This window comes from Streptomyces sp. NPDC001137, assembly GCF_040298885.1.
GTDB lineage: Bacteria > Actinomycetota > Actinomycetes > Streptomycetales > Streptomycetaceae > Streptomyces.
Window position 1 is genome coordinate 1 of record NZ_JBEPBA010000022.1, and the last position, 21,656, is coordinate 21,656.

A 21,656-nucleotide genomic window follows, 5' to 3' on the forward strand; every position below is an offset into this window, starting at 1 on the left:
CTGCCCACCAGCACGCGGGGCAGGCGGCGCCCCGGGACCGGCGGCGGCCCCTGCCGCTCGTGCCGCCCAGACACCGGACGGACACGGCATCGGTGCTAGGACCGCAGCACCCGCCTGCGCACCTGGACACCCCAGACCAGCAGCGCCGCCAGGGCGATCGCCCCGACGGCCGTCGACATCCCGGCCTGTACGCCGACCCGCACGGTGAGGGCACCGGCCACCAGGGCGCCGAGCGGAACGCCCAGGCCCGAGGAGAGCATCCGGCGCGTGGTGTTGACCCGGCCCTGGAGCTCTGGCGGCGTCACCTCCTGGGAGTAGGTCATCGTGTTCACCAGGACGACGAGGTAGGCCGACCCCCACACGGTCAGGGCGACCAGCGTGACCCGCCAGTCCGAGCCGAGGACGACCACCAGGCCGAGCAGGGCTCCGAGGGGAAGCACCCCCAGCAGGAGGGGGAACGCCTCGAATCGGCGCCGCAGCCGGGGCAGCAGGAAGGATCCGCCGATGCCTCCGGCACTCCATCCCATGTACAGCAGGCCGATCCGCCCGTCGGAGCCGTGGATGCCCAGCACGCGGTCGGCGAAGACGACGAGCTGGCCGATGATGGCCCCTCCGGAGAAGGACTGCAGGGTGCCGACCACCGTCATCAGGCGCAGCGTCGAGTGCTGGTGCAGGAAACGGAGTCCTTCCCGGACGGACTCGTTGAACCCCGGCCGCTGCACCGCCGGCTTGCCGGAGGGGGCGGTGTGTGTGACCGCCTTGAGGAGCAGGGCGGAGGCGGCGAAGGACAGGGCGTCCAGCGCCAGGGTGCCCGCCGGGCGGAACAGCACGATCAGGCCACCCGCCACCGCGTTCCCGGCGATACGTACGACCGTCTGCGCGCCGTAGACGGCGCTGTTGGCCTCGGTCAGCCTGTCCTTGCCGACGATGTCGGGGACGAAGCCGTACACGCCCGCGTCGAAGAAGAGGCCGAGAGCGGCCGAGGCGAAGGCCACGACGAGAACCTGGCCGCCGGTCAGGACGCCCAGGGCGGAGGCGGCCGGTACGGAGGCGATGCAGGCCCCGTTGAACCAGTCGGTGAGGATCATCAGGCGGCGCCGGTCGGTCCGGTCGGCCACGGTGCCCGCGATCAGCCCGAAGACCACGTAGGGCAGGGTCGCCGAGGCCGCCACCAGGGAGACCATCAGCGGCGAGCCGGTCTCCTTGAAGGTCAGCACGGGCAGGGCCACCGTCGTGACGGCGGATCCCAGCCCGGAGACCACGCGCGAGAGCCAGAACCGGCGGAAGTCGGGTACGCGGCGCAGGGGGATGTCCGGTGCTTCGGGTGTTGGATCGCCTGTTTCCTTGCGGGGCAGGGAGGTCATCGCGGTCGATGGGTCCTTTCGTCGGGGTGTCGTCCGGCGCCTCCAACAGGAACCGGGCGCAAAACGCGCGACACCCCATCAGCAGATTGCTGATGGGGTGTCAGATGGAGTGCGGTGCGTTTCGAGACGGAACCGGCCGCTCCGATGGCGGCCCGCGACGTCCGCGGAGGCGGAGCGTGAGCGAGAGGGTTCCGGAAACCCGCAAGATCATAGCAGGCGGCGCACGTCAGCTCCACTGCTCTGACTGTCGCACCGCCTGCTCGACCTCCGCCTCGACCTCCTTGCGAGGCTTGCCGGACTCCTTCGCATACTCGGTGACCGACGTCCGCGCCTCGCGGGCCAGGTCGCGCCAGGCGCGGCGGGCGGTCTCATAGGTGTCGGCCTGTTGTCCGCTCCAGCCACCGGGCTGGGTCACCGGGCCGTACGAGTGCTGCAGCTCCTCGACCCGGAGGTGCGCCTCGTCGGCTGCGCGCTGTTTCTCGACCAGCTCGTCGAAGGTATGTGTCACGCAAATGGAGCATAGGCGCACATTTGCCGTGTCGCGCGCCGGGCCCTGCGCGCCGGGCCCTGCGGGCTGGGCCGGCGGGCAGGCCGCGGGCTCTCACCCCCGCCGGGTCAAGGCCTCGCCGACCAGTTCCCGCGCGGTGTCCAGTGCCGCGGCCCGGTCCGCAGGCACCATGCCGATCCGGGTGCGGCGGTCGAGGACGTCGGACTCGTCGAGGGCGCCCTCGTGGCGCACCGCCCACACAAGTTCGGCGGCGGTCACCGGATGGCCCGGCAGCACCCTCTCGCCCAGCCGGGGCTCCTCCGCGCCGAGTGCCAGGACGGCCGGTGCCTCGGTGCCGTAGCGCCGTACCAGATGGCGAGGTGCCTGCACCGCCTCGAGCGTCCGAGGGGACGCGGCGCCGACGAGCGGGAGGGCGGCCGTGGGGGAGGGGCCGGCGGGAAGGTGGCGGGCGGCGACGGCGGCGTCCACGGCGTCTTCGGCCATCCGCCGGTAGGTGGTGAGCTTGCCGCCGACCACGGTGATCACGCCCTCGGACGAGGTGAGCACCGCGTGCCGACGGGAGATGTCGGCGGTCCTGGCCACGGCGCCGGGCCCGGCCTCCGGTGCGGTGTCCAGCAGGGGGCGCAGTCCCGCGAAAACCCCGACGACGTCCTCGCGCCGGACCGGCACGTCGAGGACAGAGCCCAGGACGTCGAGGAGGAAGCCGATGTCCGTCTCGGGCGCCTCGGGAACGTCGGGAATCTCTCCCTCGACGGGTTCGTCGGTGAGGCCGACGTAGACGCGGCCGTCCCCCTGGGGCAGGACGAGGACGAAGCGGTTCGTCTCCCCGGGGACGGGGATGTGCAGGCCGGCCGGGAGCGGGCCGAGGTGGTCCGAGCGCAGGATCAGGTGGGTGCCGCGGGAGGGGCGGATGCGGATGCCGTCCACCAGGCCGCCCGCCCAGACGCCGGAGGCGTTGATCACCGCGTGGGCCCTGATCTCGCCCTCCTCGCCGGTGAGTTCGTCGCGGACGCGGGCACCGGAGGCGGTCAGTTCCAGCGCCCTGACGCGGGTCAGGACGCGTGCCCCGTGGGCCGCCGCGGTGCGGGCGACGGCGGTCACCAGGCGGGCGTCGTCGACGAGGCGGCCGTCCCAGGACAGCAGGCCGCCGCGCAGCCCGCCGGTGCGCAGGGCGGGTGCCAGATGGCGGGTCTCCAGGGCGGAGAGCCGGCGTGGCGCGGGCAGGGTGGCCCGGGCGGTGCGGGCCGTCAGGCGCAGGGTGTCGCCGGCCCGGAAACCGGCCCACGCGAGCGCTGCCTGAGCGCGGGAGACCAGCGGGGTCAAGGGCAGGACGAACGGCTGCGCGCGAACCAGGTGGGGTGCCGTGCGCTCCATCAGCACGCCCCGCTCGACCGCGCTCTCGTGGGCGACGTCGAGCTGGCCCGAGGCCAGATAGCGCAGCCCGCCGTGGATGAGCTTGCTGCTCCAGCGGGAGGTGCCGAAGGCCAGGTCGTGGGCGTCGACGGCGGCGACGCTCAGACCGCGCGCCGCGGCGTCCAGGGCGGCTCCGGCACCGGTGGCACCGAGCCCGACGACGAGGACGTCCACGGCGGGGCCGCCGACGGTCTCGGCCAGTTCGCGCGAGCGCCGGGCGGCGGACAGGGACGATCCGGGGGCGGCAGGGCTGGGGCTCATGGCGTGAGGGTCCTCTCCAGGATGGAGCGCAGCTCCGCGAGGAAGGCCGCGGAGGACAGCTCGGCGTCGTCCTCGTCGGTCATGGTCCGCAGGGACAGGGTGAAGGACTGGACGATCAGCAGCAGGGCGCGGGCCTGGCGCTCGGGATGGCCCACGCGGACCGACCCGTCGGCGTGCCCTTCCTTCAGGCTGTCGGCCAGCAGTTCCAGGAGGGCGATCTGGCTGGCGCCGCGACGGTCCAGGACATAGGGCAGGAGCAGTTCGGGATCGACGTCGACGATCTTGCGGAAGAGGGGGTGGGCGCGGAAGGACTCCACTCCCGCCACCAGGCCCTCCACCAGAAGGCTGCGTGCGTTCGCCTCCGGTCTGCGCTCGGGTATCGCCCGCGTGGCCACGTCGACCCACTCACGGGTCATCAGGTCTCCGACCAGCGTGCGCACATCGGGCCAGCGCCGGTACAGCGTCATCCGGGAGACGCCCGCGCGGCGGGCCACGTCGGTGAGTGTCGTCCGGCGGACCCCCACGGCCAGGACGCAGTCCCGCACCGCGTCGAGCACCGCATCATTGTCCGAGCTGTTGTGACGAATAGGCGTCATGTGTCACAGTGTAACGCCTCGACGCCCTGCGGGGAGGGTCGGAGAACAGCTCGCAACGGAATCGCTCGAATCGACCGGTGAGGACGACAGTCATGGACATGCTGTGGAGCGGCTGGGGCGACCCGGCCAGGGCGACGCCGCTGCCCGACACGGTGATCGGGCTGTTGCGCGATCTGCTCGGCGTAAAGCCGCGCGGCGCCGAGCCGGTCGGCCTGGCGGACATCGCCGTACCGGAGGGGCAGTTGGAGCCTGCGGTGCATCAGGCCCTCGCGGCGGCCGTGGGCGGCGAGGAGTGCGTGCGCACCGACGCGGAGACCCGTATCCGGCACACCCGCGGCAAGTCCACCCCCGATCTGCTGCGCATCCGGGAGGGCGACGTCGAGGACACCCCGGCGGCGGTGCTGCTCCCGGCGGGCCACGACGAGGTGCTTGCGGTGCTGCGGGCGTGTGCCGAACACGGCCTGGCGCTCGTCCCGTTCGGCGGCGGCACCTCCGTCGTCGGCGGACTCGCCCCCGGACGGCGGGGCACCTTCGTGGCCCTGGACCTGCGGCGCATGGACGGCCTGCTCGCCCTCGACCCGGTCTCCCGCACCGCCACCCTCCAACCCGGCCTGCGCGCCCCGCAGGCCGAGGCGCTGCTCGCCGAACACGGCTTCACCCTCGGCCACTTCCCGCAGTCCTACGAGTGGGCCACCATCGGCGGTTTCGCCGCCACCCGCTCCAGCGGCCAGGCCTCGGCAGGCTACGGCCGCTTCGACGAGATGGTCCTCGGCCTCACCCTGGCCACCCCCGAGGGCACCATCGACACGGGCCGCGCCCCGCGCTCCGCCGCCGGACCCGACCTGCGCCAGCTCGTTCTCGGCTCGGAGGGAGCGTTCGGCGTGATCACCTCCGTGACGGTCCGCATCCGACCGGTCCCGCAAACCCGCATCTACGAGGGCTGGCGCTTCCCCTCCTTCGAGGAGGGCGCCGCCGCACTGCGCCGGCTCGCCCAGGACGGCCCGCGCCCGACCGTGCTGCGCCTGTCCGACGAGACCGAGACCCTGATCGGCCTCGCCCAGCCGGACGCGATCGGCTCCTCCGACGCCCAGGCGGCCGCCGGATGCACGGCGATCGCCGGCTACGAAGGCACGGAGGACGACGTCTCGTACCGCCGCGAGCGCGCGGCGGCCGTCCTGCGCGAGTGCGGCGGCTCGCCGCTCGGTGAGGAGCCCGGCGAGCGCTGGGCGCACGGCCGCTACTCGGCTCCCTATCTGCGTGACGCCCTGCTCGACGCGGGTGCCTTCGCCGAGACGCTGGAGACGGCGACCTTCTGGTCCCGCGTCCCCGAGCTGTACTCGGCCGTACGCGACGCGCTCACCGCCACACTCACCGAGGCCGGCACCCCACCCCTGGTCATGTGCCACATCTCGCACGTCTACGAGAACGGCGCCTCGCTGTACTTCACCGTCGTCTCCGCCCAGGGCGAGGACCCCCTCGCACACTGGACCCGGGCCAAGCACGCCGCCAACGAGGCGATCCTCACCGCCGGCGGAACCATCACCCACCACCACGGCGTGGGCACCGATCACCGCGACTGGTACGTCCGCGAGGCCGGCCCGCTGGCCGTCGAGGCCCTGCGCGCCGTGAAGCGGCGACTGGACCCGGCAGGACTCCTCAACCCCGGGGTGCTTCTGCCCCTCGACGCCTGACCGTCACCCCTGTTCGGCAGTACCGACCCGTCCGCCCTCGGAGGCACACCGATGCGACAGTTCACCGCCGTCGTCAACCCCACCGCGGGCGGATCCACTTCGGCCGCCGCGCTGCTCGCCGTGGCCCGGCCGCTGCGGGAGGCCGGCGCCGAGCTGCAGACCGAGTACAGCCGCAGCCTGGCCCACGCCCAGGAACTCGCCCGGCAGGCGGGCGGCCGGGGCCGGGTGGTGCTCGCCGTCGGGGGGGACGGCATGGCCGGCGGCATCGGGGGCGCCCTCAGCGGCACCGGAACCGTCCTCGGCCTGGTCCCGGCCGGCCGTGGCAACGACTTCGCCCGGGCCCTCGAACTCCCCACGCAGCCAGCCGAGTTGGCCGAGGTGCTGCTCCACAGTGAACCGCGCGCGGTCGACACCATCGAGGTCGAGTCCGCCGTCCACGACCGCACCGTCGTCCTCGGCAGTGTGTACGCGGGCGTGGACGCCCTCGCCAACCGCCACGCCAACCACGCGAAACTCCTGCGGGGCGCGGCCTCCTACTACGCCGGCGGCCTCCGGGCCGTCACCACCTGGCGACCGGCCCACTACCGGGTCACCGTCGACGGCAAGGAACACCAGCACACCGGCTACACGGTGGTGGCCGCCAACTCCGGCTACTACGGCTCCGGCCGCCACATCGCCCCCGACGCCCGCGTGGACGACGGCCTTCTGGACGTGGTGATGATCGGCGAGGCACCCCGGCGGCTCTTCTTCGCGATGATGAACGAACTCAAGACGGGCAGCCATGTCCACCGGCCACAGGTGCGCATCCTGCGCGGCAAGGAGATCACCATCTCCGCCGACCGCGGCGTGCCCTACGGCGCCGACGGCGAGGTCGAGGCCGTCCTGCCCGTCACGGCCAGGGTCCTGCCCGGAGCGCTGCGGGTGCTGTGCTGAGCGGTCGCGAGGCGGTCCCGTGCCGCCTCACGAGGCAGCTTGAACCGGTGCGGCATCAGGCAACGTTCGCCCTGTTGAGGAACCAAGCCAACACAGCCACACCGATGGGTAACGCAACAAGGTAGCCGACGAGGATACCGACGCCAGGATCAGCCAGCGCAGGAAAGGCCCAGTTCACTGCTGCGGCCACGAGCAGTTTCACCGCTGCCAGCACAAGGAGAGCGGCGACAACAGCAAGTCGACGCGGCGGGTCCGCCCCGCGGTACAACTCAGCCGCAGGCCCGATCGCGATCAGGCCCGTCACGAGGCCGACGAAACTGGTGTCGGGCAGCCACCCGAACGGCCACCCCACCAGAGCGACCAACCCGGAGAACGCGAGGCCGACGAGTTCCAGCGCGACGGTGAACACCACCGGGTCCCACGAAGGGCGTCGGATCGAGCCGCTCCCACTGTCCTTTTCATCGGCCACGTCGTCAGAGTAGCCATCGACAGGGCGAACGTTGCCTGATGCGGCACTAGGGTGCGGGATTGTGCCCACCTTGCTGATCGTGCATCACACGCCCTCGCCCCACTGCCAGACGATGCTGGAGGCCGTCCTCTCCGGTGCCACCGCGCCCGAGATCGAGGGCGTCGAGGTCGTGCGGCGGGCGGCGCTGGCGGCCACGGCGTCCGACGTGCTGGCGGCCGACGCCTATCTGCTCGGCACCCCGGCCAACATCGGCTACATGTCCGGAGCCCTCAAGCATTTCTTCGACCAGATCTACTATCCGTGCCTGGATGCGACGCAGGGCAGGCCCTTCAGCTATTACGTGCACGGCGGCAGCGACGTCACGGGCGCGGTGCGCGGGATCGAAGCGATCACGACCGGGCTGGGCTGGCGCCGCACGGCGAAACCCGTGACGGTCACCGGCGAGCCCGCCAAGTCGGACGTCGAGGCGTGCTGGGAACTGGGCGCGACGCTTGCCGCGGGACTGCTCGACTGAGCCCGGTGCGTGTGAGACGCAGGTCACATTCGGCCGTGTCACAACCTGCCGGGCCGTGCCGTCAAAGAGGTGTAACCACCGACAACGGCACAGGAGCACATCATGGAAGCTCGTCTGAACCTCTTCGAGAACCCGGTCGCGGCCAAGCTCTTCCGGCACCTCAACTCGGCGGGCAAGGTCGTCTCGGACTCGGCGCTGCCGCTCGCGACGCAGGAGCTGGTGAAGCTCCGCGCCAGCCAGATCAACGGCTGTGGCATGTGCACCGACATGCACACCAAGGACGCCCTCGCCGCGGGGGAGGACCCGCAACGCCTCCATCTGGTCGCGGCCTGGAGGGAGGCCAAGGTGTTCACCGAGGCCGAGCGCGCCGCCCTGGAGCTGGCGGAGCAGGGCACCCGTATCGCGGACGCGGCCGGCGGGGTCACGGACGAGGCCTGGGCGAACGCGGCCAAGCACTTCGACGAGGACCAGCTCGCCGCCCTGGTCGCCACCATCGCCGTGATCAACATGTACAACCGCTTCAACGTCATCGTCCAGCAGCCGGCCGGCGACTACGAGCCGGGCATGTTCGGATGACACCGGGCACCTGATCCCCACCGGCACACGGCCACGGCCCGGGCGCGCCCGCCCGGGCCGTGGCCGTGTGCACCGCATACCTTCGCCGAGCAGAAACTGGGCGTCGACAAGCCGGCGAGCCCCTATCTGCTTCTGCAGCCGCCGAACGAGTTCAACGACGACCCCGCGGCCTTCGAGGTCTGCCTCGCCGACAAGTACGCCGCCGGCTATGTCCTGGCCAGTCCTCAGGGAAAGGTGCTCAAGGTGGTGCCGGCCGACGGATGAACCGTTGGGCCGTATGCAGCAGCCGGAAGAGCCGCACCCCGGCCACGGGGACAGGCTTGGCCTGCACCTACGGCCCGCCCCGGGAGAACTGATGCCCCTTCGCGCCACTCCGGCCCGTCCCTTCCCGCTCCGGACCCGACTGCGGGCGACCGGTGTCGCCGCGGTCTGCCTGGCAGCCCTCTGCCAGACCCCCGCGAGCACCGCCGCCGCACCCACAGCGCGCGGCAGCGACCTGCAGGGCCAGCTCGAGCAGCTCGTCCGCGCCCCCGGCGGGCCGCCCGGCGTCATCGCCGTGCTGCGCAGGGACGGGCGCACCCAGGTGGTACGGGCGGGTGTCGCGGATCTCGCCACCGGCCGTCGTCCGAGCCAGTACGACCACATGCGCATCGCCAGCACCGCGAAGGCCTTCAGCGGAGCCGTGGCCCTGAGCCTGGTCGACCGGCACACCCTGCGCCTGAACGAGACGCTCGGCGAACGGCTGCCACATCTGCCCAAGGCCTGGCATCGCGTCACGCTCCGGCAGCTGCTCAACCACACCAGCGGACTGCCGGACTTCAGTGCGGCCCCCGAGTTCCGCAGCATCCTCGCCGCGGACCCGCACCACCACTTCGACTCCCGGCACCTGCTCGACTTCGTCGCCGACCAGCCCCTCAACTTCCGCCCGGGCAGCCAGTACCGCTACTCCAACTCCGACAACATCGCCGTCGCGCTGATGGCGGAGGCGGCGACCGGAAAGCCGTACGAGCTGTTGCTGCGGATGCTGGTCTACCGGCCGTTGGGCCTGCACGACACGACCCTTCCCCAGGGCTACATGATCCCCGAGCCCTATCTGCACGGTTACGACGTGACGGGGCCGCCGCCCCCGGAGGACGTCAGCGAGCTCCTCGGTGCCTCCGGCTCCTGGGCCTCGGGCGGCATCATCTCCACACCCGCCGACCTGACCCGCTTCATCCGCGGCTACGCGGGCGGCGCTCTCTACGGCAAGAACGTGGTGCGCGAGCAACGGCGCTGGATCGCCGGCGCGTCCGAACCCGCGGGCCCCGGCCGGAACATGGCGGGCCTCGCCATCTTCCGCTACGCGACCCGCTGCGGCGTCGTCCTCGGGCACACCGGCAACTTCCCCGGCTACACCCAGCTCATCGCCGCCACCCCCGACGGCCGCCGCTCCCTGACCTTCTCCGTCACCACACAGATCAACAAGTCCCAGACACCGGCGCTGCTCAGCCGACTGCGCGCCGTCCAGGAGAACTTCGTCTGCGCGCTGCTGACACGTTCCAAGCACTGACCCGCTCTCGCTGGCCGCCGCCAAGACGGGGAAGATGGAGCGGCAAGCGTTTTGGTCAACCGATGTGGAGGAGCGGGCACATGCAGCACGAGCGAGCGGGCAGCCCGGCACGCCCCGAGGACCTCGTCGACGTCGCCCGGCTGGTCACCGCGTACTACGCACTGCACCCGGACCCGGCCGACCCCGGGCAGCGGGTGGCGTTCGGCACATCAGGACACCGCGGATCGTCCCTGGCGACCGCGTTCAACGACGACCACATCGCCGCGACCAGCCAGGCGATCTGCGAGTACCGCGCCGAGCAGGGCACCGACGGCCCGCTCTTCCTCGGCGCCGACACCCACGCCCTGTCCGAGCCCGCGCGGGTCACCGCCCTGGAGGTGTTCGCGGCCAACGAGGTGACCGTCCTCATCGACAGCGCGGACGGCTACACGCCCACCCCCGCCGTCTCGCACGCCATCCTCACCCACAACCGCGGCCGCACCTCCGGCCTCGCCGACGGCGTGGTCGTCACCCCTTCCCACAACCCGCCCGCCGACGGCGGCTTCAAGTACAACCCGCCCAGCGGCGGACCCGCGGGCTCCGAGGCGACCTCCTGGATCCAGGACCGGGCCAACGAGATCATCGCCGCCGGGCTGAAGGACGTGCGGCGCATTCCGTACACCCGTGCGAGCGCCGCCGAGACCACCCGCCGCCACGACTTCCTCGGCGCCTACGTCGCCGATCTGCCGCACGTGCTCGACCTGGACGCCGTCCGCGCCGCGGGCGTGCGCATCGGCGCCGACCCGCTCGGCGGTGCCTCGGTCGCCTACTGGGGCCGGATCGCCGAACAACACCGCCTCGACCTGACCGTGGTCAACCCCCTGGCCGACCCGACCTGGCGCTTCATGACGCTGGACTGGGACGGCAAGATCCGTATGGACTGCTCCTCGCCGTACGCGATGGCCTCGCTCATCGAACAGCGCGACCGCTTCCAGGTCGCCACGGGCAACGACGCGGACGCCGACCGGCACGGCATCGTCACCCCCGACGCCGGCCTGATGAACCCCAACCACTACCTGGCCGCGGCAATCTCCTACCTCTACGCCCACCGCAAGGAGTGGCCCGCGGACGCGGGCATCGGCAAGACCCTGGTGTCCTCAGGCATGATCGACCGGGTCGCCGCCGACCTGGGACGCCGCCTGGTCGAGGTGCCGGTCGGGTTCAAGTGGTTCGTGGACGGGCTGGTCGGCGGCTCGATCGGCTTCGGAGGAGAGGAATCGGCCGGGGCGTCCTTCCTGCGCCGGGACGGCTCGGTGTGGACCACCGACAAGGACGGCATCATCCTGGCGCTGCTCGCCTCCGAGATCATCGCGGTCACCGGGAAGACCCCCTCGGAGCACTACGCCGCTCTGACCGCCCGCTTCGGCGAGCCCGCCTACGCGCGCATCGACGCGCCCGCGACCCGTGAGGAGAAGGCACTGCTCGCCAAGCTGTCACCCGCGCAGGTCACCGCGGACACCCTGGCCGGGGAAGCCGTCACCGGGGTGCTCACCGAGGCCCCGGGCAACGGTGCCGCCATCGGCGGCATCAAGGTGTCCACCGAGAACGCCTGGTTCGCGGCCCGCCCCTCCGGCACCGAGGACGTGTACAAGATCTACGCCGAGTCGTTCCGCGGCCCCGACCATCTGCGCCAGGTGCAGGAGGAGGCCAAGGACATCGTCATGGCGGCCCTCGGCGGCTGAGCCGGACGCCACGGCCGCGGGTGCGCGGCAGGGCGGCCGGTGAAGCCGCACGGGGGACTTCACCGGCCGCCATGTCGCGAACATCCCGTTAAACGCATAATCTGGGGATTTGCCCCGAAGGGGCCATGGCCCACGGTCCCGCCGGAGTGATCAATGTCCCTCGAGCGTCCGACAGAGGACGGCGACGAATTGCTTGCCCGACTCGGGTCGCTGACCGCCCAGGCACGCGAACTCGCGGAGCTGCAGCGCTCCCGGGTGGAGCTGGCCCTCGCCCTGCAACGCGGCATGCTGCCCCGGGACCTGCCCGCCGCCTGCCGCTACCACCTCGCCGTCCGCTACGCACCGGCCTGCCAGGGCCTCAACGTCGGCGGCGACTGGTACGACGCCTTCGCGATGCCCGACGGCCGCATCGGACTGTCCATCGGCGACGTCCAGGGCCACAACATCGAGGCGGCCGCCTTCATGGGGCAGGTCCGGGTCGGGCTGCGCGCACTCGCCTCCGTCACCGGCGAGCCCGGCGAACTCCTCACCCGCACCAACGACCTGCTGCTGTCCCTGGGCACCGACCTCTTCGCCACCTGCACCTTCCTACGGCTCGACCCGGCCACCGGCGTTCTGGAGAGCGCACGCGCCGGACACATCCCGCACATCTGGGCCACGGCGGACGGCCAGTGCGGCATCGCCGAGGACGAGGGCGGACCACCCCTCGGCATCGCGGCAGACATGCAGTACCCCGTCACCCGCCACCGGCTCACCACCGGCGGGGTGCTGGTCCTGCTCACGGACGGCGTGGTGGAAGGACCCTCGCTGAGCGTCGACGAGGGCCTCGCCCGGGTGGTGCAGCTCGCGGGCAGCGCCGCGGTGGCCGGCATGGAGGCCGACGTCCTCGCCGCCGGGGTGATGAAGATCGCCGAGCGGGTCGGCCACGAGGACGACGCGGCCGTACTCGTCGTCACCCACGACGGTCCCGGCATTGAGCCATAGGGCCGGACCCGGCGCCTTTCGCCTCGCCGAGCGGGCGGCACCGGTGTCTGATGGCAGCTGTGGTGGGTATCCCGGATCTGCGCCGACCGGCCGTTCTCGCCCTCCAGACGCCGGCCGTCGCCGCCTGTTACTTCGCCGCCGGGCGGCTGGGACTTCTGCGGCAGCTCGTCGTCGAGGGTGCCGTCGTCACACCCATCTGGCCGCCCACGGGCCTCGCGGTGGCCTGTCTGCTCCTCTTCGGCCTGCGTATCTGGCCCGGTATCGTGCTCGGCGCGCTCCTCGTCGTCATGTCCATCAGCTCGGTCCAGCCCGCCGTGACCGGCACCCTCGTGGGCAACACCGCCGCTCCCGTCTGCGCGTACTACCTGCTGCGCAAGGTCGGCTTCCGCACCGACCTCGCCCGGCTGCGGGACGGCTTCGCGCTGGTGTTCCTGGCCGCGCTGACGGCCACCCTGATCAGCGCGACCGCGGGCGCCGGCCTGCTCGTGCTGACCGGGAAACTCGCCACGGACGGCTTCTGGCTGGTCTGGTCGGCGTGGTGGGCCGGCGATGCGATGGGCGTCCTGATCGTCACCCCGGTCCTGCTGGTGCTGTACGGAGCGCGCCGGCATCGCTGCACGCGGCGCTGGAAGGAGGCCGTGCTTCTGGCACTGATCACCTGCGCCCTCGTCCCCTTCGCCACCCACAGCTCCGTGAGTGTGTTGTTCCTGGTCTACCCGCTCCTGATCTGGGCGGCCCTGCGCTTCCAGCTCGCGGGCAGCATGTTGTGCGCTCTCTTCGCGTCCGTCATGGCCACCATCGCGGCGACAGATCAGGTCGGGCCCTTCGCCCGGCTGACCGGCGTCCAGGTGATGATCAAGCTCCAGGCCTTCAACGGCGCGATGGCGCTGACCGCGCTGCTCCTGTCAGCCGTGATCACCGAGCAGCTGAACACCAGGCGGTCGGTGGAACAGGCCTGCCAGGAACTGGTCGAGGTCCTGGAACACCTCGCCGCGGGGGATAACCCGCAGAGCCGGCCGCCCATCGAGGTGGACGACCGGCACTGACCTCAGTTCCACAGGGGATACGTCACCGTCGGCGAGAACGTGTCCGGCCTGCCGGCCGGGTATTCGAGGGTCATCCGGCTGTAGTGCCGCAGATGCGGGTGCTTCTTCCAGGGCTGCGCCCGGTCGAGCCGGACGACCACCGGGTAGGTGTGGAACTTGCCCGCCGCGCAGTACGGCTTGCAGTCGTTGACGATGTTGACGCCCTCGGCCTTTGCGGAGCCCGTGCCCCACTTGGACCAGTGCAGCGCGGCCAGGCGGCTGTTGCCGTCACCGCAGGCGAGGATGAAGTCCGTCGGGCGCACTTCCGGGTGGAAGAAGCAGTCGACGAGGACAGGGACCCTGGCCTGCTGACGTGCGGTCTGCGAGGCCGGCGTGGACGTCGGCCGGGCCACGGAGGGCGCGCTCGCCGCTGCCGCGAGCGAGGCCGCGAAACAGAGCGTGACCGCCGTACTCAGTGTGTGCCTGCGCATGTCCGCTCCCCGCTGTCGTCTCCTACCGACGCTATGACGCTCTGACGCCAGGACTCGTTCCGACGCTACGACTGCGGGCAGGGATACACCACTCGGATGGAGCAACGACAGGGCTCTCGATGCCGCGTCACTCCCGATGGTTGAGGGCGAACGTGGTCAGGACCGCCGCGTGGTCCGACGGCCAGTCGTTGCCCGCGACGTCCGGCCAGGCGCGCGGGACGCCGGTGACGACGGTGCGGGAGTCGACGACTTCGAGGCCGTGGCCGTTGTGCAGCACGTAGTCGATACGGTCCTGCGGTTCCGGGCGGGTGCTGTCCTCCTCGTGGTGGGTGTGGACCGGCGACCAGGTGTGGCCCGGTGCGCGGACCGGATCGGGATGGGCCTCGCGGTAGGAGTCGCGCAGTCCCGCCTCCTCGGCCGCCCTCGTCACCGGCCAGGCCACGTCCGGCCAGTCCAGATGGGAGGGGCTGTTGAAATCACCCGTCAGGATGACGGGGGTCGTCCCGTCCGCCGACTCCGCGATCCGCCGCAGGGCCTCCCGCATCTGGGCCAGCCGCAGGTCCTCATGGGCGATCAGCTCGGCCGGGCCCAGCCCGTCGAAGGCCGCTTCGTAGGGGCCGTACGGCGTGTAGTGCAGATGCGCCGTCCATACGTCCACCTCGTGGGCGCGGCCGATGCGGATACGGGCGCCGGCCGCTCCGTAGAAGCCGACGTCGGGATCGCCGAGGCGGGCCGTGATGGGGTGGCGGCTGATGATGCCGAGGTTCTCGCCGGCCTGGTGGTGGTGCCAGCCCAGCGCCTCGGCGAGTTCCCGGGCCGCCGTGCCGGCCGTCTCCTGCAGGCCCACGACGTCGGCCTCGGTGTCCAGGATGACCTTGAGCTGTTTGGCGCGGTGGTCGTCGACCTTCGCACCGCCCAACCAGAGGTTCCAGCTCAGCACCCGCAGCCGGGGGACCACCAGGGCCCGCAGCCGGTCAGGGGTCACCTCCTCCAGGCTGGCCACGACCGTCCGCCCGGGGGCGGCCTCGATCGGCGCCAGCGACGGCACCGCCAGCACCGTGCACCCGGCGGCCTCCGCGGAGCTGACCCCGGTGGGGGTGTCCTCGACGGCCACACAGCGCGCCGGGTCGACGCCGAGGGCACGGCAGGCCGCGAGGTAGGGGTCGGGCGCGGGCTTGGTGTGTTCGGTGTCGTCCGCGGTCACGGAGACATGGAAGCGGTCGGCGCCGAGGACGGCCAGGACGCTGTCGGCCACCGCGCGGGGCGAGGCCGTGACCAGCGCGGTGGGCACGCCCTCGCGGGCGAGGGCGTCGAGGAGGCCCAGCGCGCCGGGACGCGGCACGATGCCGGTGCGCACGCGGTCGGCGAACTCGGCGTGCAGCCGGTCGGCGAGATCCGGCGTCCCGGTGAGCCCGCCCAGCCAGGCGGCGGTGTGCTCGACCGGCCTGCCGAGCACGTCCGGCTGGTCGGCTTCGGTCAGCGGCCGGCCGAGGCCCGTGGCCACGTACTGCACCGCCTCCCACCACAGCCGCTCGGTGTCGACGAGCGTGCCGTCCATGTCGAACAGGACGGCCTGGAGCGGGGGTTGGGTCACGGTCTCTTCTTTCGTGTGGGGGGATGTTCCCGGATGTCCTGCGAGTGTCCGGCGTCTCACGCCGCCCGCTCGGCGACCAGCACCGGGCGCTCGGGCAGCGACACCCGTACGGTCGCTCCGGCTGCCAGTGCGGCGGCCTCGTGGGTGGGCAGATCTGCCTTGACCTCGGTGCCGTCGGCCAGGCGTACGGTGATGCGGGTGGCGGCGCCGAGGAACGCGGTGGCGATCACCCGGGCGTCGCCGGTGGCGTCCGCGGTGACGTGCACGGCCTCGGGCCGCACCAGCACGTCCACCTCCGTCGCCGTGGGAAGGACCCCCTCGGCGGGCAGCCGCAGGCCCAGGACATCCACCGTCGTCCCGGACAGCTGCCCGGGAATCCGGCTCATCGTGCCGACGAACTCGGCGACGAAGGCGGTGGCCGGACGCCCGTACAACTCGGCCGGTTCCGCGCACTGTTCGAGCCGTCCGGCCCGCATCACGGCGACCCGGTCGGCCACGGACAGGGCCTCCTCCTGGTCGTGGGTCACGAACAGGGTGGTGATGCCGAGCTCCTGCTGGAGGCGCCGGATCTCCTCGCGCAGCGTCAGCCGCACCTTGGCGTCCAGCGCGGACAGCGGTTCGTCGAGCAGCAGGACGCGGGGGCGCAGCGCGAGGGCGCGGGCGAGTGCGATGCGCTGCTGCTGGCCGCCGGAGAGCTGGTGCGGAAACCGCTCGCCCTTGTCGGCGAGCCCGACCAGCTCCAGCAACTCGGCGGCACGGGAGCGGCGTTCAGCCGTACGCACCTTGCGCATCCGCAGCCCGAAGGCCACGTTGTCGAGGGCGCTCAGATGGGGGAAGAGGCTGTACGACTGGAAGACCATCCCGGCGTCCCGGCGGTGGGCCGGCACATGGGTGACGTCCTCGCCGTCGACCAGCACCTCACCGGAGTCGGGGTGTTCGAACCCGGCGAGCATGCGCAGCGCGGTGGTCTTGCCGCAGCCGGACGGGCCCAGCAGCGCCAGGAACTCTCCCGGCTGCACGGTCAGGTCGAGCCCGTCCAGGGCGACGGTCGCCCCGAACTCGCGGCGCAGGCCGCGGAATTCGACCGTGGCGGCCTTGTCGACGGCTGTCTTCTCAAGCGTGGTGGCGGTCATGGTTCAACCCCGGGAGGAAGAGGTACGGGTCCGCCCGCCGACACCGGCGAGCGCGAGCAGCAGGGCCCAGGTGACGAGCAGGCTGAGCACGGAGACGGCAACGGACAGCTGGGCCTGCGAGCCGCCGACGCTGTAGATCCACACGGCGAAGGGCTGGAAGCCGAGCAGCTGGGCCACGGTGAACTCGCCGAGCACCAGCGCGAGCGTGAGGAAGGACGCGTTCAGCAGCGCCCCGCGCAGGTTGGGCAGTACGGTCCGCACGAGGGCCTGCGGCCAGTTCGCGCCGCAGCTGCGGGCGGCCTCCACGAGCGTCCGCACGTCGATCGCGCGCAGCCCGGCGTCCAGCGACCGGTGCACGAACGGCAGCGCCATCACGACGTACGCCATGACCAGCACGAACGGGAAGCTCGGATTCTGGATCGCCACGAACGTCTCGAACAGCGGGGTCCGCGACAGGTACTCGGGGCCCCACTTCAGCACGGTCGAGATCCCGGCGACGAACGCGATCGGCGGGACGACCAGCGGCAGTTGGCAGATCACCTCGACCACCGGGCGCAGCCGGGGCGCGCCGAGCCGCAGCGCCACCATGGCGGGCACCATCAGCAGCAGCACGATCGCGATGGTCGCGAGGGCCAGCTCCAGCGAGAGCAGCAGGCTGGAGACGAAGCCGTCGGTGGAGACGATCTGCGAGTAGGCGTCGAAGGTGATGCCCTGCCCGGGCACGTCCACGGTGAAGATCACGGACGCGGCGAGCGGCACCAGGAAGTACAGCGCGGCGAAGCCGAGGACGACCCACCGCCACGGGTTCAGGCGAGCCATCGCGTACTCCGTCGTTGCAGGGGCAGATACACGGCCATCACGAGGCCCGCGACCAGGACCATGTCGAGGCTGAGCGCGAGCGCCACGTTCTCCTGGCCGACGAGCACGTTGCCGGAGATGGCGTCGGCGATCTGGAGGGTGACCAGCGGGACCGAACTGCCCACCATCGCCGCGGCGGTGGCGTAGGCGGCGAACGCGCTGCCGAAGAGCAGCACGAACCCGCCGAGGAGCGACGGCAGCAGCACGGGCAGGGCGACGTGCAGCCAGTACTGCACGGCAGTGGCCCCGTTGTTCTGCGCCGCCTCCCGCCACTGGGAGCGCAGGCCTTCGAGCGCGGGCATGATCGTGAGCACCATCAGCGGGATCAGGAAGTACAGGTAGACGATGACCAGGCCCCAGAAGCTGTAGAGGTCCCAGCCCGCGTCCGCGAGGCCCAGATGCCGCGTCAGTACACCGGCGTTGCCGAGCGTGGCGACGAACGCGAAGGCCAGCGGGATGCCGCCGAAGTTGGCGAGCACGCCGGACGCGGTGAGCGCGGCGTTGCGCAGTGCCTGGAACCGGGAGGTGACCACGACCTGCGCGAGCGGCAGCCCGAGCACCGTGCCGAGGGCCGCGGAGATCGCGGAGAGCTTCACGCTGCCGAGCAGGGAGGTCAGATAGGCGCCGTGCAGTGAGGTCGTCATGTTCTGGGCGGTGTACGAACTGACGCCCGTGGCCTGGTCCTTGACGCTGAACGCACCGTTCAGCATGGCGATCGCGGGCACCCCGAAGGCGACCGCGACGAACACGAGGAGCGGGACGACGGCGAGCCAGCCGGGGACCCGGCGCCGCCGCTTCACCGAAGCGAGCGGCGGCGCCACGTCCACGCCCGTGAGGGTGGCCGTCATCCGGAGACGGCCTTCGCCCAGCCCTGCGCGATGACCGTCTTGGCCTTGCTCTGCTGGGCCTCGGTCGGGAAGGAGGGCGTACCGGAGACCTTCGGCAGCCTGGCCGCGGCCTCCTTGTCGAGGGTGCCGGTCTTCTCCATGGCCGGCATCAGCGCCGGTCGGGCATAGCCCTTGAGCCACAGGTTCTGGCCCTCGGCGCTGTACAGGTACTCCTGCCACAGGCGGGCGGCCGCAGGGTGCGGGGCGTCCTTGTTGATGGCCTGCGAGTAGAACTGCGAGAACTGGCCGTCGGACGGCACCGACACCTTCCAGTCGACGCCCTTGGACTTGAACTCGTCGGCGTAACCGGCGTTCAGGTAGTCCCAGTCGATGCTGATCGGCGTCTCGCCCTTCTCGACGGTGGCCGGAGTCGACTCGACGGGCGTGTAGTTGCCGTTCTTCTTGAGCTTGGCGAAGAAGTCCAGGCCGGGCTGGATGTTGTCGAACGAGCCGCCGTTCGCCAGCGCGGCCGCGTACACGCCACCGAAGGCCGAACCCGACTTGGTGGGGTTGCCGTTGAGCGCGACCTGCCCCTTGTACTGCGGCTTCAGCAGGTCCTTGAAGGTGGTCGGACAGGCCTTCACGCGCTTGGCGTCGCAGCCGATGGAGATGTAGCCGCCGTAGTCGTTGTACCAGCGGGCCTGCGGGTCCTTCTGCCCGGCGGGCAGGTCGGCGTACGAGGCCACCTTGTACGGGGCGAGCAGGCCCTGCTGGGCGGCGCTGAGCGCGAAGGAGCTGCCGAGGTCGAGGACGTCCGGGGCGCGGTCCTGGCCCTTGCGCGAGGTGACGGCGTTGATCTCGTCCTGGCTGGTGCCGTCCGGGTTCTCCACCTCGATCTTGATGCCGTACTTCTTCTTGAAGCCGTCGATCAGGGCGCCGTAGTTGGCCCAGTCGCGGGGCAGCGCGATGGCGTGCAGCGTGCCCTCCTTCTTGGCGGCCTTCACCAGGGCGTCCATGCCGCCGAAGTCGGCGGCGGAGGTGGCGGTGGCGGCGTTCTTGCCGTCCGCGGTGGTCGACGCGTTGTCGGGAGCGGCGCCGCAGGCGCTCAGGGCGAGTGCGGCTACGACGGCGAGGGAGCCGGCCAGGGCGGCTGTTCTCGGCTGGGACACGGTGACTCCAGAAGGGGGCGCAGGGGAGGACGCACAAGGCTGAGAACTTGTCTGAACAAGTTGGCCTCAGTAAGGCCGTCTGTGGTGACCAGTTCGTAAACAGTGGCGAAATTGTGACCTCCCATTCCCTGCACAGTTCGGGGCAAACGCGATCACCTGTCGGTCTCGATTAGGCTGGTCACGCTGTGCACAGCAGCTGACTCGGAGGGAAACGGTGGCGACACGACACGAGGAGATCGCCGACGAGCTGCGGCGGGCGATCGACCGTGAGGAGTACACGGTCGGCAGCAGGCTGCCCGCCGAGACGGAGCTCGCCGCCCACTACGGCGTCTCGCGCGGCACCGTCCGCCAGGCCGTCGCCGCGCTGACCGCCGAGGGCCTGATCGGCTCCCGCCAGGGCGCCCGCAGGGTCGTCCTGGCCAGCCGCCGCAGCCAGAGCTTCGCCGAGCTGCGCAGCTTCGCCCAGTGGGCCCGCGCCATGGGCCGCGAGGCCACCGGCCGGGTCGTGGCCCAGGAGTACCTGCCCGCCACCGCGCAGGACGCCGCCCGTCTCCAACTCCGTGAGGGCGCACGGGTGTTGCACGTACTGCGGGTCCGCGGCCTGGACGGCGAACCGGTCCTCGTCGAGCGCACCGTGTACGCCGACTGGATCTCACCGGCCGTCGAGACGATCGACCCGTACGCCCCCTCCGTCACCCAACTCCTGTACGACAGCACGGGCCTGGTCTTCGCCTACGGCGAGCACGTCATCGACGCGGTCGCGGCGAGCGCGCAGGACGCCGAACTCCTCGGCATCCGCCGCACCAGCCCGCTGCTGCGCGTCCGCCGTGTCACGACCACCCGTGAGGGCCGCCCCGTGGAGTGGTCGGACGACCGCTACCGCTCGGACGCCGTGAGCTTCAGCGTGCACAACTCGATAGACAACAACGCGCTGGCCCGCAAGACGGCGGAGTGACCGATCAGGTCGCCCGGTCTTCGCGGGAGTCCCATGACCCGCGGCGGTGTTGCCTGTCGGGGCGCGCGACGGCGATCTCGGTCTCCTCGCCCGTTGCGGCTTGACGTCAGCGTCCGACAGGGCGAGCCAGGAGATCGGTGACGTGCTCACGCACGGTTTCCCACGCCGCCGCGTGGAGTGTGCCGAAGGCCGTGTCGCCCAGAGCGCGGATCGCCTCGTCGGGTCCGGCGTGGCAGGGGACGTCGTCCGTGAGTACGTCGTAACCGTCGCGGACGGCGACGTGCAGGCGGTGGAGCCCGCCGTCCTGAGGGTGCACCGCGGCGGCGACCACCAACGGGGGCTGCCCGCCGGCCTCGCCGGGCAGCTTGCGGTAGCTGCTGGCGAGCGGTTCTCGCCAGTGCAGGCTGAGCAGGAGGTGGTGCTTGGCGAGGACTTCGGCGAGGTCGGTCTCGTAGACGCGCTCCGGGTCGAGCACCCTCGCCCAGGCCTTCAGCACCAGCGCGGCCGGCAGCAGGCAGCGCAGCGTGCTTCCGACGAGGTTGCCGCCGACGGTGGCCGTCCGGCGCACTGCTCCCGTACCCACCGCCGCGGCCGCACGGCGCAGCACCTCGGGCACGCGCTCGTCGACGGTGTTCAGCACGACGGCACCGCCCAGCACCCCGCGCCCGATCACATTGGCCTCCGGCAGGCTGCGCAGCGACATGGCCCGCTCGGGAAACCCGTCGCGTTGCCAGCCGGCCCAGATCAGCGTCGCCCCGCCGACGGGTACGGCTCCCTCGGCGAGGAACTTCTGCGCTTCGGACACGGACTCGGGCAGATGTAGCAGCACGGGAGCCGACCTGCTTTCTCGACGACTTGGAGCTGGGAGGCACGGTGTCTCGGCCACGAGAGCGCCGACCTGGCGCATTTTCCCCACCTGCGTGGAGGCGCGTACAGGGCTCACTGATCTACTGCGTGCGCCCCCTCCGCGGCGCCGTCCCGGAGCTTCGGGGGAGGATGAGATGTCCTGAGTGGAGAGGTGCCGT

21 protein-coding genes are annotated in these 21,656 nt (G+C 71.6%); 9 read left to right on the forward strand and 12 right to left on the reverse strand.

The window, feature by feature from the left end:
* Nucleotides 1-95: 95 nt before the first annotated feature.
* The 4 genes from ABT254_RS33870 to ABT254_RS33885 form a co-directional block, all read right to left on the reverse strand.
* Nucleotides 96-1,364, reverse strand: coding sequence for an MFS transporter (locus ABT254_RS33870; RefSeq protein ID WP_351478716.1), 1,269 nt, complete (start codon nucleotides 1,362-1,364; stop codon nucleotides 96-98).
* Between the two features lie 226 nt (nucleotides 1,365-1,590).
* Nucleotides 1,591-1,872, reverse strand: a complete 282-nt coding sequence (locus ABT254_RS33875; RefSeq protein WP_351478719.1) for a hypothetical protein — start codon at nucleotides 1,870-1,872, stop codon at nucleotides 1,591-1,593.
* A gap of 93 nt (nucleotides 1,873-1,965) precedes the next feature.
* Nucleotides 1,966-3,546: a glycerol-3-phosphate dehydrogenase/oxidase gene (locus ABT254_RS33880; RefSeq protein WP_351478722.1), complete on the reverse strand. Its 1,581-nt coding sequence runs from the start codon at nucleotides 3,544-3,546 to the stop codon at nucleotides 1,966-1,968.
* A complete protein-coding gene (locus ABT254_RS33885; protein WP_351478725.1) occupies nucleotides 3,543-4,142 on the reverse strand; it encodes a TetR/AcrR family transcriptional regulator in 600 nt (199 codons plus the stop codon). The genes ABT254_RS33880 and ABT254_RS33885 overlap by 4 nt, the downstream gene beginning before the upstream one ends.
* 92 nt (nucleotides 4,143-4,234) lie before the next feature.
* On the opposite strand from ABT254_RS33885, the gene ABT254_RS33890 reads away from it, so the two are divergent.
* The gene (locus tag ABT254_RS33890) at nucleotides 4,235-5,833 is read left to right on the forward strand and encodes an FAD-binding oxidoreductase (RefSeq protein ID WP_351479142.1); all 1,599 of its coding nucleotides are present in this window, start codon (nucleotides 4,235-4,237) and stop codon (nucleotides 5,831-5,833) included.
* A 51-nt stretch (nucleotides 5,834-5,884) separates the two neighbouring features.
* Complete coding sequence (locus tag ABT254_RS33895; RefSeq protein WP_351478728.1) at nucleotides 5,885-6,766, forward strand: YegS/Rv2252/BmrU family lipid kinase; 882 nt, start codon at nucleotides 5,885-5,887, stop codon at nucleotides 6,764-6,766.
* A gap of 55 nt (nucleotides 6,767-6,821) precedes the next feature.
* Here the strand turns inward: ABT254_RS33895 and ABT254_RS33900 are convergent, their stop codons facing one another.
* Entirely contained in the window at nucleotides 6,822-7,235 is a 414-nt protein-coding gene (locus ABT254_RS33900; RefSeq protein ID WP_351478731.1) for a hypothetical protein, read from the reverse strand.
* A gap of 61 nt (nucleotides 7,236-7,296) precedes the next feature.
* Here ABT254_RS33900 and ABT254_RS33905 point away from each other — a divergent pair, with 61 nt between their 5' ends.
* The 6 genes from ABT254_RS33905 to ABT254_RS33930 all read left to right on the forward strand — a co-directional run bounded on the left by ABT254_RS33905 (nucleotide 7,297) and on the right by ABT254_RS33930 (nucleotide 13,625).
* The gene (locus ABT254_RS33905; RefSeq protein WP_351478733.1) at nucleotides 7,297-7,749 is read left to right on the forward strand and encodes a flavodoxin family protein; all 453 of its coding nucleotides are present in this window, start codon (nucleotides 7,297-7,299) and stop codon (nucleotides 7,747-7,749) included.
* 102 nt (nucleotides 7,750-7,851) lie between these two features.
* Nucleotides 7,852-8,325 carry a carboxymuconolactone decarboxylase family protein gene (locus ABT254_RS33910; RefSeq protein ID WP_351478736.1) on the forward strand — a complete coding sequence of 158 codons (474 nt, stop codon included), beginning with the start codon at nucleotides 7,852-7,854 and terminating at the stop codon, nucleotides 8,323-8,325.
* A 355-nt stretch (nucleotides 8,326-8,680) separates the two neighbouring features.
* Nucleotides 8,681-9,874, forward strand: coding sequence for a serine hydrolase domain-containing protein (locus ABT254_RS33915; protein ID WP_351478739.1), 1,194 nt, complete (start codon nucleotides 8,681-8,683; stop codon nucleotides 9,872-9,874).
* An 80-nt stretch (nucleotides 9,875-9,954) separates the two neighbouring features.
* A complete protein-coding gene (gene pgm, locus ABT254_RS33920; RefSeq protein ID WP_351478741.1) occupies nucleotides 9,955-11,595 on the forward strand; it encodes a phosphoglucomutase (alpha-D-glucose-1,6-bisphosphate-dependent) in 1,641 nt (546 codons plus the stop codon).
* A 153-nt stretch (nucleotides 11,596-11,748) separates the two neighbouring features.
* On the forward strand, nucleotides 11,749-12,579 hold the full coding sequence (locus ABT254_RS33925; protein WP_351478744.1) for a PP2C family protein-serine/threonine phosphatase: 831 nt from the start codon (nucleotides 11,749-11,751) through the stop codon (nucleotides 12,577-12,579).
* 50 nt (nucleotides 12,580-12,629) lie between these two features.
* The gene (locus tag ABT254_RS33930; protein WP_351478747.1) at nucleotides 12,630-13,625 is read left to right on the forward strand and encodes an MASE1 domain-containing protein; all 996 of its coding nucleotides are present in this window, start codon (nucleotides 12,630-12,632) and stop codon (nucleotides 13,623-13,625) included.
* Nucleotides 13,626-13,627: 2 nt separating this feature from the next.
* Here ABT254_RS33930 and ABT254_RS33935 read toward each other — a convergent pair whose 3' ends face one another.
* From ABT254_RS33935 to ABT254_RS33960, 6 genes are all read right to left on the reverse strand, one after another.
* On the reverse strand, nucleotides 13,628-14,095 hold the full coding sequence (locus ABT254_RS33935; RefSeq protein ID WP_351478750.1) for a hypothetical protein: 468 nt from the start codon (nucleotides 14,093-14,095) through the stop codon (nucleotides 13,628-13,630).
* Nucleotides 14,096-14,222: 127 nt separating this feature from the next.
* On the reverse strand, nucleotides 14,223-15,689 hold the full coding sequence (locus ABT254_RS33940; protein WP_351478753.1) for an HAD-IA family hydrolase: 1,467 nt from the start codon (nucleotides 15,687-15,689) through the stop codon (nucleotides 14,223-14,225).
* Between the two features lie 56 nt (nucleotides 15,690-15,745).
* A complete protein-coding gene (locus tag ABT254_RS33945) occupies nucleotides 15,746-16,822 on the reverse strand; it encodes an ABC transporter ATP-binding protein (protein WP_351478756.1) in 1,077 nt (358 codons plus the stop codon).
* Between the two features lie 3 nt (nucleotides 16,823-16,825).
* The gene (locus tag ABT254_RS33950; RefSeq protein WP_351478759.1) at nucleotides 16,826-17,641 is read right to left on the reverse strand and encodes an ABC transporter permease; all 816 of its coding nucleotides are present in this window, start codon (nucleotides 17,639-17,641) and stop codon (nucleotides 16,826-16,828) included.
* A complete protein-coding gene (locus ABT254_RS33955; RefSeq protein WP_351478762.1) occupies nucleotides 17,629-18,528 on the reverse strand; it encodes an ABC transporter permease in 900 nt (299 codons plus the stop codon). Before ABT254_RS33955 ends, ABT254_RS33950 begins: the two co-directional genes overlap by 13 nt.
* Entirely contained in the window at nucleotides 18,525-19,676 is a 1,152-nt protein-coding gene (locus ABT254_RS33960; RefSeq protein ID WP_351478765.1) for an ABC transporter substrate-binding protein, read from the reverse strand. The genes ABT254_RS33955 and ABT254_RS33960 overlap by 4 nt, the downstream gene beginning before the upstream one ends.
* Before the next feature lie 214 nt (nucleotides 19,677-19,890).
* Between ABT254_RS33960 and ABT254_RS33965 the strand changes: the two genes are divergently transcribed.
* On the forward strand, nucleotides 19,891-20,631 hold the full coding sequence (locus ABT254_RS33965) for a GntR family transcriptional regulator (RefSeq protein ID WP_351478768.1): 741 nt from the start codon (nucleotides 19,891-19,893) through the stop codon (nucleotides 20,629-20,631).
* A gap of 106 nt (nucleotides 20,632-20,737) precedes the next feature.
* On the opposite strand, the gene ABT254_RS33970 is transcribed toward ABT254_RS33965, so the two are convergent.
* Nucleotides 20,738-21,460 (reverse strand): FAD binding domain-containing protein, encoded by a 723-nt coding sequence (locus ABT254_RS33970; RefSeq protein WP_351478771.1) that lies wholly within the window; start codon nucleotides 21,458-21,460, stop codon nucleotides 20,738-20,740.
* Nucleotides 21,461-21,656 lie beyond the last annotated feature (196 nt).